The sequence below is a fragment of the Ruegeria sp. HKCCA4633 genome, assembly GCF_013034605.1.
GTDB lineage: Bacteria > Pseudomonadota > Alphaproteobacteria > Rhodobacterales > Rhodobacteraceae > Ruegeria.
Genome location: NZ_WQGJ01000006.1, coordinates 20,703 through 35,271, shown reverse-complemented (window position 1 = coordinate 35,271; position 14,569 = coordinate 20,703). Strand labels below are relative to the sequence as shown.

Here is a 14,569-nt window from a genome sequence, read left to right as displayed (position 1 = left end):
AAGGCGGTGATGTGTCCCACGTGAAAAAGAATACGACCCGTCAACTAAGGGAAAAGCGTTGCAGATATGTCCTAGGAACACATGCAAAACCGGTTATAGTTTAACCGTAGGGGGACATATGACACTGCCATTCAAGCCTTTCCTTTTGCTATGTTATTTACTGATCACCATATCGGTGGGTTTGACGCTTTCCGGCCCGGCGCAATCGCAGGAAACACCCGCTGAAATCACTGAGCCCGAGGCAGATGAAACGGACAGTTTCAAAGCGCCTGTAATCGTGGACGGCGAAATGTTGTTCTTCCTGCGTGGGTCCAGTGCCCTGCCCGCGCCGGAACGGGCGGAAAGCGTTCAGGACAAGATCATTGAGGTTGCCGAAGCTTCGGAAAGTCCTGCGGTCGACATCGCATTCGAAAAAACCGATCTGGGCGTTCGCATTCGGGCTGACGGTGTGATCGTGTCAATCGTGACCGTTGCAGATGCCGAATTGGATCAGATGGAGCTGGATGTTCTCAGCTTCCTCCATGGTCAGGCGATCGAAGAGGCCATCCTCGCCTATCGTGCCAACCGCACAGACCAGGCGCGGGTGTCAGGTGCAATTGAGGCTGCGGGATGGACACTTGGCTTTGTCGCTTTCGTGGCGCTGATCCTATGGCTGCATTGGCGGATCAGGCGGCGTACCCTGAAACTGGTAAAGCGGTATTTGAAGGATGTTGAAACGGCGACTGCCAAAAGCGTCCAGGCCGAAGCGATCGCAGCCCTGATCCGGTACGGATTGAATTTCATCCTGCTGATTATCTTCTTTCTGGGTTTCTACTATTATTTGTCTTTTGTCCTTCTTGCATTTGCTGAAACACGGTATTTCGCGCAGCTGCTGCTCACTTACCTGACCGAACCCGTACTGCTGATATTCAAGGGTATCCTGAGCTACATTCCCAACTTGATCATGCTGGGCCTGATCACATGGGTCACGATGTATATCATCAAAGGGATGCGCGTGTTCTTCGATGCGGTCGAAGCAGGCTCGTTCGATATGGGTGATTTCGAGAAACACTGGGTCAACCCGACGTTCAATATCGCCCGTGTCATCGTGATTCTGATCGCGTTGGTTTTTGCTGTCCCCTACATCCCCGGCTCGGACTCGGCCGCGTTTCAGGGACTGACCATTCTGGTCGGCGCGATGCTTTCGCTGGGCGCAAACTCGGTCGTGTCCAACATGCTGGCGGGCCTGTTCGTTATTTACCGAAGATCCACCTCAATCGGTGACCGTATCCAGATCGGAGATCACATAGGAGACGTTGTGCAGATCAAGCTGATGGAGACGCATTTGAAATCCATCAAGAATGAACTGATCTCGATCCCAAATGCCCAGCTGATGAACTCGGATGTGGTGAATTTTTCGAAGAAGACCGATGGCAGCGGGCTGTTGCTGCACACGACGGTCGGCATTGGATATGAGGAACCCCCAGAGAAGGTCGAGGCGATGCTGATCGAAGCTGCCAATCGCACCAAGGGGATCAAAGCCAAGCCCGAACCCTTTGTATTGTGGACCGCTTTGGCCGACTACGCGATCAACTATCAGATCAACGGCTACACAACGCGCGGCAGCATCATTCCAAAAATACGCTCGGACCTGCACCGCAACATTGTCGCCGTGTTCAATGAAAATGGCGTACAGATCATGACGCCCTCTTATATGGCTGACCCACCGGAACCAAAAATCCCGGCAGAGGAATGGGATGGCCATCTGGCGCATGAAATCCACGCCGAGGACGATAAGTCGTAACCGGTGCTACACCCCGCCCGACAGATGGTGCATAAGCGGTTTCAGTGATTCACGCATTTAAGGATCTGAGACATGCACGACATCCGCGCCATTCGCGAAAACCCAGCCGCCTTCGACGCCGCCCTTGCGCGCCGTGGGGACGCGCCGGTGTCGTCAGATTTGCTGCGGCTGGATGAAAGCCGCCGGTCCAAAATCTTGGCCGCCGAGACAGCTCAAGCCGAACAGAACAAGGCCAGCAAAGAAGTCGGTGCTGCCAAGGGTCGTGGCGACGAGGCAGAGTTCGAACGCCTGCGCGCATTGGTGGCCGAGAAAAAGGCCGAGATTGCCCGGATGCAGACCGAAGCCAAAGATCTGGACGCTCTGCTGACCGATCAGCTGATCCGCATCGCCAACCTGCCCGCCGAGGATGTGCCCGAAGGGGCCGATGAAAACGACAATGTCGAGATCAACCGCTGGGGCACACCACGAAAGTTGGATTTTGCACCCAAAGAGCATTTCGAGATTGAAGCCGTCCAGCACGGTATGGATTTCGAAACCGCAGCCAAACTCTCTGGCTCGCGCTTTGTGCTGCTGTCGGGCGGCGTTGCCCGCATCCACCGCGCACTGGCGCAGTTCATGCTGGACACGCATATCAACGAGAACGAGCTGACCGAGGTGAACGGCCCGGTACTGGTTCTGTCCGAGATGATGCATGGCACGGGTCAGTTGCCGAAATTTGGCGAAGATAGCTATCAGACACGCGAAGGCTGGTGGCTGATCCCGACATCCGAAGTTTCGCTGACTAATATCGTCAACGACACGTTGATCGAGGAAAGCTACCTGCCCCGCCGCTATACCGCGCATTCTCTGTGCTTTCGGTCCGAAGCCGGCAGCGCGGGCAAGGACACACGCGGTATGCTGCGCCAGCACCAGTTCGAAAAGGTCGAGATGGTCTCGGTCACACATCCGGACAAATCGGATGACGAACAAAAGCGTATGCTGCGCTGCGCCGAGGGCATTCTGGAAAAACTGGGCATCCCCTACCGCACCGTCATCCTGTGTACCGGCGACATCGGTTTTGGCGCGCGCCGCACCTTTGACATCGAGGCTTGGCTGCCCGGTCAGGATACTTACCGCGAGATCAGCTCGGTCTCGACCTGTGGTGAATTCCAGGCCCGCCGCATGAATGCGCGGTTCCGCCCTGAGGGTGGTGGAAAACCGGAATATGTCCATACGCTGAATGGCTCAGGCCTTGCCGTGGGGCGCTGCTTGATCGCTGTCCTGGAAAACGGTCAGAACGCTGACGGTACCGTGACCCTACCAGACGTTCTGAGCCCCTATCTGGGCGGCAAGCTGACCCTGCAGCTGGACGGCACGCTGACATAAGAAAACCGGCCCCCAGTCGGGAGCCGGTCCAATAAGATGGGAAGGCGAGGAAGTCTTACTTCTTCGCCTTTTTCTTATCCTTTTTCTTATCTTTCTTCTTGCTGTCTTTTTTGCCAGCATCTTTTTTCTTTGTGTCCTTTTTGGACTTTTTGTCCTTCTTGGACTTGGCCTTCACCTTATCCTTTGCTTTCGAAAACGCAGCTTCCATCTCGGCACGTTTCTTAGCGGCCTTTTCAGCTTTGGCTTTGGCCTTGGCTTTTTTGCGGGCTTTGGCCTCGGCCGCGTCAGCGGCTGCTTTCTCTTCTGCAGCCTTCTTCGCCGCCTCTTCGGCGCGTTTCTCGGCAGCGGCGGCCGCAACGGTCTTGCGTGCAACTGGGCGTCGCGTCGCAGGTTTTCGCGCAGCTGGTTTGCGGGCAGCAGGTTTGCGGGCGGCGGGTTTGCGGGCCGGAACCTGGCGCGCAGCTGGTTTTGAAGCCGTGGCATCTTTCGCCGCAGCAATCAGCACGGCAGCTCTTGCCAAACCGATCCGGGGAACCTTGACCAGATCTTCGGGTTTGGCCTTCGCTAACGCCTCGGCTGTCTTAAAGCCGTTCGCGGACAAAGCCGCGGTAAGCGCCTCTCCCACACCTTTAACATCGGTCACTGCGGTCATTCCGGATCCTTTCTCTGTCTCCCTGATTTAACGTATATACACAAGATATACGAGGCTTCAAGCCGCGGCACCAAATGGCGCAACTCTGCTTAACTATGGGCCAAATCAGCCGTCCGGCCTTTTTTGGGGAACGGCACCAGACGTTTGGTATCCTCGTCCCAAAGCTTAAGGTTCAGCGCTGCGACTGCTTCGGGGAATTTGATACGCCGCGGGGTGTATTCAGGCGGCAGGCTGTAATGGCACGCACGCAAGCGATAAGACGGAATGCGCGCGTTAAAGTGGTGAATGTCGTGCAATGTTATACATGCAACCGCCGTATCGAACCACCATCCAAAATCAAGCGCGGATGAACCCTGTAGGGCCGCAAGTTGCGGATCCAGATCCGGGCGTCGGTCCCAATAGGTATCTTCAAAATTATGTTGAAGATAGACTAGGAAAACCCCCAACATTCCACCCAAAAGCGAGAACACAAGCCAGACCAGAATTCCGGTGCCGCCCGCAATCATGTAGAGTAGCCCCAGAAAAACAACGATGGACAGGTTGTGCAACAACACGCCCTTCACCCCAAACCGAACGGTATTCTTAGGCCAGCGGTACCGGATGAAGTATGTGAACAACGCGCCAACGGGCACCAGGATGAAAGGGTTGCGGTACAGCCGATAGAACAGACGTTTGCTCCAATCAGCTTGATTCCATTCGCGCAGGGTCATTGTGTGAATTTCACCTGTTTCGCGGTGCTCAAGATTGCCGATCCCTGCGTGATGCAGGTTATGATTCTGTTTCATCACCTCAAAGGGCGCAAAGGTAAACGGTGACAACCCATGCCCCGCCCATTCATTTTGCTGGCGCGTCTCAAACAGCGAATGATGGCCGCAATCATGTTGCAAAACATAAAGACGCACCGCCGAAAAGGCAAAGACCGCGCCTGCGGGAACCATGACATACCAGCGATCCACATATCCAATCGCAAGCGCCAGCGATGCAAAATACACCGCAAAAGTTCCAAAATAGCCAAGCGCTGCCAGCCTGTTGTCCTGAACAGCGTATTGCCGTGTATATTCCCTCAGATCCATCCAGCCCTCTCCCACGATGGCCCGGTTAAATATAAACTAAAAATATGCCCCGTTGGCCCCGGTACAAGCGTGCGCAGTAAAACAAATGCACACTAGTGAATGCTAGCGCGCAGAACGGACGCTGTCACGCCCTCGCAGCAAAAACGCTGAAAATTGGCGCAGTTACGCGCGCCCTTTGAGATGCTTGGCCAGTGCGCCCGCGTTTTTCTTGCGGCGACCCTTGTAGGGGTTCTTATCCCCCTGCCCACGCAGAGTCAGACGGATTGGCGTGCCGGGCATGTCGAAATCCTCGCGCAGGCCGTTGACCAGATAGCGGGTATAGCTGGCGGGCATCTTATCAGGATGTGAACACATCACAACAAAGCCCGGCGGGCGGGTCTTGGCCTGAGTCATATAGCGCAGCTTGATCCGGCGACCCTGCGGCGCTGGTGGCGGGTGCTGTTCAAGCATCGCGGTCAGCCAGCGGTTCAGCGCAGCAGTCGGCACCCGGCGGTTCCAAATGTCATGGGCGCGCAAAATCGCGGCGCGCAGGCGCTCCAGCCCCCGGCCCGTTTTCGCAGACACTGTAATCAAGGGTGCACCGCGCAGTTGCGGCAGAAGTCGGTCAAAGGACTCCTTGAGCTCGCGCAGTTTTTCCTGCTTGTTCTCTTCGACGTCCCATTTGTTGACGGCAACAACTACGGCCCGACCCTCGCGTTCGGCCAGATCGGCGATGCGCAAGTCTTGCTGTTCGAACGGGATCGCCGCGTCGAGCAAGACCACGACAACTTCTGCAAACTTAACGGCCCGCAGACCATCGGACACCGAGAGCTTTTCAAGCTTTTCCTGAACCTTCGCCTTTTTACGCATCCCCGCTGTATCGAAAATACGCATCGGGGTGCTGTCACCATCAGGATCAGCCCAGTCGACACGCAGACTGATGGCGTCTCGCGTGATCCCAGCCTCGGGGCCTGTCAGCAGGCGATCTTCACCGATGATCTTGTTGATCAATGTCGACTTGCCCGCGTTTGGCCGGCCAACCACCGCCACTTGCAATGGCTTGGCAGCAGTGATCAGAGGTGTTTCACCCTCGCCATCTTCATCCAGTTCGATATCGGTCTCGGGGGCTTCCTCTGCCTGTGCTTCATCGGCCGCATCAGCCAGTGGCATGAGCTGAGAATAAAGGTCGGTCATGCCCTCGCCGTGTTCGCCAGACAGGCGCACGGGTTCTCCCAGCCCCAGATTATAAGCTTCCAGAACTCCCGCATTCGCAGCAGAACCTTCTGCTTTGTTGGCCGCCAAAATCACGTGCTTCGCGCGCTTGCGAAGGATCTCGGCGAACATCTCATCCGTGGGGGTCAGCCCCGTGCGCGCATCGATCATGAACAAGCACACATCGGCCATGTCCACCGCGCGCTCGGTCAGGCGGCGCATCCTTCCCTGAAGGCTGTCGTCGGTTGCATCCTCAAGCCCCGCCGTATCGATCACGGTAAAGCGCAGATCGCCCAGACGCCCCTCGCCCTCGCGCAGGTCACGTGTCACGCCCGGCTGGTCGTCGACCAGGGCCAGACGTTTGCCCACAAGGCGATTGAACAGAGTGGATTTGCCCACATTCGGGCGCCCCACGATAGCGAGGGTCAGCGACATGATACTCAACTTTCAAGACTCAAGATGCGCCCTTTAGCGCATCTTGCCGTCAACGGAAAGCGTGTAGATCACCCTTGGTCGAAACGACATACAGCGTTTGCCCGGCAACAACCGGCGCTGTTGTCGCGCCTCCGGGCACTTCGACCTGATGAACCAGTGTTCCGTTGACCGGATTGAAGAACCGCAAATACCCGTCATTGGACGCAATCACAATGCGGCCACCGGCCAGGATCGGACCGTAATGCGCAAAGATCGGACCACGGCGGCCGCGTTTGTCTTTCACGAAACCCGGCAGATCCTGCGCCCAGACAACCGAGCCATCCGCCGCGTTCAGACGCACCAGCTGGCTGCGGTCACTGACCAGGAAGATGCTGTTACCTGCGGGCCAAACGGCATCCACGGCCCCCTCATCGGCGGTCCACCGACGTTCACCCGTAGCAACGTCAAAGGCGACGGTCCGGCCTGAATGGTTGCCGATATAGATGGTGTTTCCCGACACCATCGGGCCGCCTGTCACGTCAACAATCTGGGCTGCGGCCCGCCCTCGGCGTCCACCGGCGACCGATGCGTTCCAACGGCGGATACCGCCCCGCCGAAAGGTCGCCGCAATATCGCCCGAGCCGAAGGCGAACACAGCGAGATCCGAGGCGATCACAGGCGCTGGTGCACCCAACACGTTGCCCACGCTCGGCGTACCTTCGATTTGCCAGGCGATACGTCCATCCTTGGTGGCAATAGTCCAACCCGTTTCATCTCCGGCCACCAGATAAAGCAGGCCATCATTAACCAACGGTGCGCCGCTGCCGGTGGCTTGCAGACGCTTCTGCCACCGAATGGCACCGGTTCTCGCATCCAGTGCGGTCAGGCGACCATAACCTGAAGAGACATAAAGAACACCATCGGCATAGGCCATTCCACCGCCCGTTGCGTCCGAGTCCCCATCACTTGCGGGAATCAAATCCGTGTTCCAGGCCAACTGGCCCTGGGGTGTGACAGCTGAAACCGTTGCCCCTGCATCCAGCGTATAGATCAACCCACCTGCAACGACTGGCTCGGCGGTGATGCGTTGCTTGCGTGAGTCCCCCTGACCGATCGAGGCCGACCAAACCCGCTGCGGTGTCGCGCGCAGCGCGGCGTTTGTTGTTCGATAGGCCGGAGTTCCTGGGCTTTGCGACCAATTGGCATTTGCCTGCTGCGACGGCAGACTGATGGGCTGAGAGCCCTGCCTTTCAACAGTTTCCAAATCCGACAGGGGGCGGATGTCTTCACGTTCACCGGGCAGAATGGTCTCGGGTTCTTCACAGGCGGCCAGAGCGGTCAATGCCAGTGCCGCGACCGGCAGTCCCACGCGGGAGAATAGTCTTGTTACCATGGTATTCCGAACTCGCCTGTCAAAATGTCTTTGTTCACCACCCGATCAACCTTGTTGCGCCATCAGGGGTTCTGGTTCCCCGCCCAGCGCGACAATCAATTGCGCGGCACGCTGTTGCAGGTCAATCCCGACTTCAGCATCCTGCCGCAGCGCCTGCAACCGATCCAGCGCAGCCTCGACATTGCCCTCGGACACGTCAATCAGGGCCAACTGTTCTTCGGCAAGCAGACGCAGCGGTGCGCCAGGCGCTGCCAGCGCCTCAAACTGTTGCCTACGTTCGGCTGCAGGAAGTGTGTCGCTTTGCAACAACAACGCCTTGAAGCTTGCAATCGCGCGGTAAATTTCAGGCAAGTCGCCCTGAACGGCCACCGCGTTCAGGCTGTTGACCGCGTCTTCGCGCGATCCGGCATCGACCTGCGAGGCGGACAAAAGCATGTTCAAAACCGCGTCTCCACCCGGAGCTGCCGCCCCGATACCCTGCAGGCCTGCGACACGCGCGTCGGAATCGTTTTCCGTCAGCGCAGCAAGAATCGAGTCCCCCAGATCTTGCGCCTGCGCCGCATCGCGGGATTTTCGGTATTCATTGAAGGCCGCGCCGCCCACGATCAGCACAACGGCAACCACACCTACCCAGCCCCAGCGGCGCAATAACAGATACATTCGGTCGCGGCGCACCTCTTCCGTGACCTCATCAATGAAACTGTCCGTGTCGCTCATCCCGTGCCCCCTGGGCTGTATATCTTGTCTAAGTGCGCCATGTCATACCCCGGCACCAACGCCAAGCCAAGGGTCCGAATTTGCACATTTTCGCCGCCGGGTACTGCTCTTGCGAAAAAAAGTGAACCAAACTATTCAGTTCAGTGTAGAAAAGACATAGCATAAGTCCCATTTCGAAAAGTGAGCGCCTCGCGTTCTTGGGCAAAAAATTCTAGGAGAATCCCCGTATGCGTTTGATTTCATTCATCAACGCCATTCTGGTCATTGTTGCTCTGTATTTTCTTGTATTCGAACGCGATGCGCTGTTTGCCTTCGCGGGGCGTGGCGAAGGCGATGAAACGACGCAAGGTGAGGCTGCCGCTGCGGAAACTTCAGACATCGCGGCAGTGGGTGTTGTCGCCCTGCGTTCGCAAGCCCGCGAGATTGACAGCGCGGTTTTGCTCCGCGGTCAGACCAAAGCAAATCGCCAGGTCGAAGTTCTGTCAGAAACCACTTCGACCGTCATCTCAGAACCCAAGCGCAAAGGTGCCTTTGTCGAGGCAGGTGACATTCTGTGCGAGCTTGACCCCGGCACACGCCCGGCCCAACTGGCCGAAGCTATGGCCGGCAAGCTTGAAGCCGAAAGCCGTATCCCCGAAGCCGAAGCACGCCTGCAAGAGGCCCATGCGCTGGTGGCAGAGGCCGAGATCAACCTGACCGCATCGCGTAAATTGGCGGAAACAGGCTTTGCCTCGGAAACCCGCCGGATTTCCAGCGAAGCCGCGATGAGCACCGCCAAGGCCGGAGTGAAGTCGGCAGAGGCCGGATTGGAAGCCACCCGTGCCGGGATTGAAGCCGCAACTGCGGCCGTTGAGGCCGCACAGCGCGAGGCCGGTCGCGTGGTCATCACCTCACCTTTCAAGGGTCTGCTGGAAAGCGACACCGCTGAGCTGGGCAGCCTGATGCAGCCCGGATCGCTCTGCGCGACGGTTATTCAGCTGGATCCGATCAAGCTGGTGGGCTTTGTGCCCGAGACCGAGGTCAACCGCGTGGTTGTCGGTTCCGAGGCATCCGCAACTTTGGTCACTGGGCGGCAACTTAATGGGCGGGTGACGTTCCTAAGCCGTTCGGCCGATGAGGCAACGCGGACGTTCGAGGTAGAGATCACTGTCCCCAACCCGGATCTGACCATCCGTGACGGCCAAACCGCAACCATTCAAATCGCCGCCGAAGGCGCCAAGGCGCATCTGCTGCCGCAATCCGCGCTGACGCTCAGCAATGAGGGTCAATTGGGGGTTCGCACGGTGGGCGCAGGCAACATTGTCGACTTCAAGCCAGTCCAAATTCTGCGCGACACTGCAGAAGGTGTCTGGATCGGCGGGCTGCCGGAAACGACTGACATCATCGTAGTCGGGCAAGAGTTTGTGACCCGCGGCGTCACTGTGAAACCCACCTATCGGGAAGCATCACAATGACGGGCGTTGTTGCTTGGGCCGCGCATCGAGCCCGTATGGTCCTGGCGTTTATCGCCATCTCGTTGGTCATCGGCGGGTTTGCCTATGTCTCATTGCCGAAAGAGGGTGAGCCGGATATTGAAATCCCTGCCCTGTTTGTCTCGGTACAGTTTCCCGGCATTTCAGCGGAAGACTCCGAAAATCTTCTGATCAAGCCGATGGAGACCGAACTGGCGGATCTCGATGGCCTCAAGGAAATGACGTCGACCGCCGCCGAAGGCTATGCAGGGGTCGCGCTGGAGTTTGATTTCGGCTGGGACAAAACCGCGATCATGGCCGACGTCCGCGACGCGATGAATTCGGCGCAGGCGGATTTTCCTGAAGGTGCGGAACAGTATTCGCTGACCGAGATCAACTTTTCAGAATTCCCCATCGTCATCGTCAACCTGACCGGCGCAGTTCCTGAACGCACGATGGCCCGCGTTGCCAAAGACTTGCAGGACGAGCTTGAGGCACTGGATTCGGTACTTGAGGCTGGTATCGCGGGCAATCGCGACGAGATGCTCGAGGTGGTCATCGATCCCTTACGGCTTGAGGCATACAACGTCACCGCAGATGAGCTGATCAATGTGGTTCGCAACAACAACCAGTTGATCGCCGCGGGTGAAGTTGAAACCGCGCAGGGTACATTCTCGGTCAAGATCCCGTCATCGTTCAAAACCGCGCAGGACGTTTATGGCTTGCCGATCAAGGTCAATGGCGACCGGGTTGTGACTTTGGGTGAGTTGGCGCAGATCAATTACACCTTCGAAGACCGCGCCGGTACGGCCCGGTTCAACGGTGAACCAACTGTTGCCCTGCAAGTGGTAAAGCGTAAGGGCTTCAACCTGATCGATACTGTTGCTCAGGTCAAAGAGACCATCGAGCAAGCGAAAACAAAGTGGCCACCTGAACTTCAGGCCGCCGTCGATCTGGGCACGTCCAACGACCAGAGCCGCATCGTGGGTTCGATGGTCAGCCAGTTGGAAGGCTCGGTTCTGACCGCGATTGCACTGGTGATGATCGTAGTGCTGGCCTCGCTGGGCACGCGGGCTGCGTTGTTGGTGGGTTTCGCGATCCCCACCTCATTCCTTCTGTGTTTTGCTTTCCTGGCGGTTATGGGCGTCAGCATTTCGAATATCGTGATGTTCGGTCTTATTCTGGCGGTCGGTATGCTGGTGGACGGTGCCATCGTCGTCGTGGAATATGCCGATAAACGCATCAAGCAGGGCGTCGGACCGATGCACGCCTATGTTGAGGCGGCGCAGCGCATGTTCTGGCCCATCGTGTCGTCGACTGCGACAACGCTTTGCGCATTCCTGCCCATGCTGTTTTGGCCCGGCGTACCGGGTGAGTTCATGGGTATGCTGCCCGTCACGCTGATCTTTGTTTTGTCGGCGTCGCTGATCGTGGCGCTGATTTACCTGCCGGTCATGGGCGGTGTGTCAGGGCGGCTAAGCCGCGTCTTCGACCGCTCGTCGATCTGGTTGCGCGCGCGCACGCCGTGGTGGCTGCGGGCTGTGCTGGTGCCTCCTTCGCTGTACATGATCTTTCTGGGCGCGATGCAGACCCTGAACCCGGATTACCTGCTACCCGGCGGTTCAATTGCTGGTGCGCTTCTGTTCCTGTTCGGGGCCTTTGCAGGATCCGTGACCCTGAGCGCTGCCAGGATCGAACGCAAAGTGGAAGAGCGCGTTCACACAGCCGATGAACACACCCCATTTGGCCATGTGGTCAAGTTCCTCGTTGGCAATCCGATCATGCCTATCGTGTCGTTGGCCGCAGTGTTCTTTGCCGTCTACACCGTTGCCTTCGTCTGGTTCCCGCAGGAATCCAGAGGCGTCGAATTTTTCGTGGAAAGCGAACCGGAACAAGCCACCGCCTATGTCCGCGCGCGGGGAAACATCTCGCTTGCGGAAAAAGATGGCATGGTCTTGGCGGCAGAGGATGTGATCGCAGCCCACCCTGCCGTCATCAACGTGTTTTCTTTCGCGGGCGAAGGCGGTCTGAACCAGAACAACGGGGGCGCTCAGGAACCTGCCGATACAGTGGGCCGTGTTCAGTTCGAGATCATTCCTTGGGAAGACCGTCCCAACGTCTCGGAATCTGTTCTGTGGGGCCTGTTTGATCGTCACTTTGTTGCGCCTGAATTTGACGGTGACTTCGTGATTGACGAACTCAACGCGCAACTGGCTGAGATCCCCGGCATCGTTGTCGAGATCCTGCCGTTGGAACAAGGCCCGGCCTCGGCAAAGCCCGTGCATCTGCGCATAAAGGGTGATGGGTGGGAGGATCTGACCTCGGCGACGCTCACCGCGCGCGAGGTTTTCGACACCACGCCGGGACTGATCAAGATCGAAGACACCCTTCCCTTGCCCGGCATCGACTGGCAAATCGATGTGGATGTCGCCAAGGCCGGTCGGTTCGGAGCTGACGTGGCCACGGTTGGAGCCATGGTGCAGTTGGTGACACGCGGTATTCTGCTGGGCGAGATGCGCCCGGACAGCAACGATGAAGAGATTGAAATTCGCGTGCGCCTGCCAGAAGAAGATCGCGTGCTATCAACTTTGGACACGCTCAAGGTCCGCACTCCGGATGGTTTGGTGCCACTGTCGAATTTCGTAAGTCGTAAGCCGGTGGCCAAACTGGCCGAGATCAACCGGGTTGACCAACAACGCTACTACGACGTCAAAGCCGACGTTGAACCAGGTTTGAGCAAGGTTACGACCGAAGGCCCCGATGGTGAACTCATCCGTCTTGCCGTGGTTCGGGAAGTTGCTGAAGGCTATACCCCCACCAGCACGGTCCTGAACGGCGGTGGCAGAAAGTCCTACGAATTGGTTCAATTGACCGGCGCCGATAGCGTGGATCAACTCATCAGCACGGTTGAGGGCGGAGACGCACAGTTCGCGTTGATCAACCCAAATGAACGGATTGCTGTTCTGACCGAATGGCTGGAAACGGGTCCGTTTTCCAATTCTATCAGTTGGGAATGGACCGGAGATCAGGAAGAACAGGCGGAATCCGGTGCCTTTCTGGTGAACGCCTTCATGGGCGCGCTGGGGCTCATGTTCGTGATCCTGCTCGCGCAGTTCAACTCGTTCTACAATTCGGTGCTGGTGTTGCTGGCGGTAATCCTATCAACCACTGGCGTTCTGATCGGTATGATCGTGATGGAACAACCCTTCTCGATCATCATGACCGGCACTGGCATCGTGGCTTTGGCGGGGATCGTGGTGAACAACAACATCGTTCTGATCGATACCTATCAAGAATACAGCACGTACATGCCCCGGATCGAGGCGATCATTCGAACCGCAGAATCGCGCATTCGTCCGGTTCTGCTGACGACCTTGACCACAATGGCCGGTTTGACGCCCATGATGTTCGGTCTTTCGCTGGACTTCATCAATGGCGGCTATTCCATCGACAGCCCTACTGCCTTGTGGTGGAAACAGCTGGCGACGGCGGTGGTCTTTGGTTTGGGCATCGCCACTGTTCTGACCCTGATCGTGACGCCTTCCCTTTTGGCGTTGCGGGTTTGGGTGACAACTTATGCCGTGTGGCTCAGCCGCTTGCTGGCGCGAGTAACTGCGGGCCGATCAAGCCAGATTGCACAGGACATGGCCATTGGACGCTCTGCCCGTCAAATGCAAGCAACCGAGATTGTGTGGGAGGATACAGACACTACCCCATCTTCCGAAAACCCGGATGCGGATACTTCAGAACCACACCCACCGGGGCACCCCCTGAAGGCTGCGGAATGAGAAAAGGCGCGCCCGTCGGCGCGCCTTTTTCAAAGGTGATGCCCCATGGTTCAGATTTTCGTTCCAATAACACCGCCGTTTGACAGCCCAAAAAAGAACGGGCGCTTAAACCCGGATGTTTTGAAAAACTCATCCGTTGCCTTGCGCGCGCCCTTCCAGTGCCCGTAGTCGTCAATGATGACGATACCGCCGGGGGACAGGCGCGCGTACAAGGTTTCCAGCTCAAGCTTGGTTGAATCGTGCCAATCCGTGTCCAGCCGAAGCACCGAGATCGTTTCAGGCAGGTTGGCCTCATCTTTCAGCGTCTCCAACACATCACCCTTCCGGTAGACGAACATGTCAGGGTTCAGATCAAAGGCCGCAACATTGGACTGGACATCTTCCAGCGAAGCCATGCACCAGGTCGAACCTTCTTCTGTCTTTTGACGCTCGAATTCTACAATCGCAGTCTCACCGTTCGGTCCGATATCCTCGGCAGTCGGTTCCGTCATGCCGGCAAAAGTATCGAACAAATGGCAAGTTCGCACATCATTACGTTGCATGAAAACACGGGCAGCAATGATGACGTTCCCCCCCACGCCAAACGCCACACTCGACGAAATCACCTGGTATCTTTTGGTCCACCACATGCGCCGCAGCATGTGCGGTGGCAAAGGCACTTTGGCGGCCGACCATGGTCAGATGTTCTCGGCACACCCGGCGCACGGTTCTGATCTCGGGCCGAGCAAGTTCCGATCCTTCC

General features: G+C 57.4%; 11 protein-coding genes. 4 read left to right on the top strand and 7 right to left on the bottom strand.

The window, feature by feature from the left end; genetic code table 11:
- Positions 1–118: 118 nt before the first annotated feature.
- Together GOV85_RS14925 and serS are read left to right on the top strand one after the other, a co-directional pair.
- On the top strand, positions 119–1,783 hold the full coding sequence (locus GOV85_RS14925; RefSeq protein ID WP_171179518.1) for a mechanosensitive ion channel family protein: 1,665 nt from the start codon (positions 119–121) through the stop codon (positions 1,781–1,783).
- A 72-nt stretch (positions 1,784–1,855) separates the two neighbouring features.
- Positions 1,856–3,148, top strand: coding sequence for a serine--tRNA ligase (gene serS / locus GOV85_RS14920; RefSeq protein ID WP_171179516.1), 1,293 nt, complete (start codon positions 1,856–1,858; stop codon positions 3,146–3,148).
- 55 nt (positions 3,149–3,203) lie between these two features.
- Here serS and GOV85_RS14915 read toward each other — a convergent pair whose 3' ends face one another.
- The 5 genes from GOV85_RS14915 to GOV85_RS14895 all read right to left on the bottom strand — a co-directional run bounded on the left by GOV85_RS14915 (position 3,204) and on the right by GOV85_RS14895 (position 8,588).
- Positions 3,204–3,800 carry a helix-hairpin-helix domain-containing protein gene (locus tag GOV85_RS14915; RefSeq protein WP_171179514.1) on the bottom strand — a complete coding sequence of 199 codons (597 nt, stop codon included), beginning with the start codon at positions 3,798–3,800 and terminating at the stop codon, positions 3,204–3,206.
- An 89-nt stretch (positions 3,801–3,889) separates the two neighbouring features.
- On the bottom strand, positions 3,890–4,873 hold the full coding sequence (locus GOV85_RS14910) for a fatty acid desaturase (RefSeq protein ID WP_171179512.1): 984 nt from the start codon (positions 4,871–4,873) through the stop codon (positions 3,890–3,892).
- Positions 4,874–5,035: 162 nt separating this feature from the next.
- Entirely contained in the window at positions 5,036–6,499 is a 1,464-nt protein-coding gene (der, locus tag GOV85_RS14905; RefSeq protein WP_171179510.1) for a ribosome biogenesis GTPase Der, read from the bottom strand.
- Positions 6,500–6,548: 49 nt separating this feature from the next.
- Positions 6,549–7,871, bottom strand: a complete 1,323-nt coding sequence (locus GOV85_RS14900; protein WP_171179508.1) for a PQQ-like beta-propeller repeat protein — start codon at positions 7,869–7,871, stop codon at positions 6,549–6,551.
- Between the two features lie 45 nt (positions 7,872–7,916).
- Entirely contained in the window at positions 7,917–8,588 is a 672-nt protein-coding gene (locus GOV85_RS14895) for a hypothetical protein (RefSeq protein ID WP_171179506.1), read from the bottom strand.
- 227 nt (positions 8,589–8,815) lie between these two features.
- Between GOV85_RS14895 and GOV85_RS14890 the strand changes: the two genes are divergently transcribed.
- Both GOV85_RS14890 and GOV85_RS14885 read left to right on the top strand, forming a co-directional pair.
- Positions 8,816–10,042: an efflux RND transporter periplasmic adaptor subunit gene (locus GOV85_RS14890; RefSeq protein ID WP_171179504.1), complete on the top strand. Its 1,227-nt coding sequence runs from the start codon at positions 8,816–8,818 to the stop codon at positions 10,040–10,042.
- Positions 10,039–13,827, top strand: coding sequence for an efflux RND transporter permease subunit (locus GOV85_RS14885; protein ID WP_171179502.1), 3,789 nt, complete (start codon positions 10,039–10,041; stop codon positions 13,825–13,827). The genes GOV85_RS14890 and GOV85_RS14885 overlap by 4 nt, the downstream gene beginning before the upstream one ends.
- Before the next feature lie 50 nt (positions 13,828–13,877).
- On the opposite strand, the gene GOV85_RS14880 is transcribed toward GOV85_RS14885, so the two are convergent.
- A complete protein-coding gene (locus GOV85_RS14880) occupies positions 13,878–14,369 on the bottom strand; it encodes a TylF/MycF/NovP-related O-methyltransferase (RefSeq protein WP_171179500.1) in 492 nt (163 codons plus the stop codon).
- Positions 14,359–14,502 carry a TylF/MycF/NovP-related O-methyltransferase gene (locus tag GOV85_RS21795; RefSeq protein WP_371810784.1) on the bottom strand — a complete coding sequence of 48 codons (144 nt, stop codon included), beginning with the start codon at positions 14,500–14,502 and terminating at the stop codon, positions 14,359–14,361. The genes GOV85_RS14880 and GOV85_RS21795 overlap by 11 nt, the downstream gene beginning before the upstream one ends.
- Between the last annotated feature and the right edge of the window lie 67 nt (positions 14,503–14,569).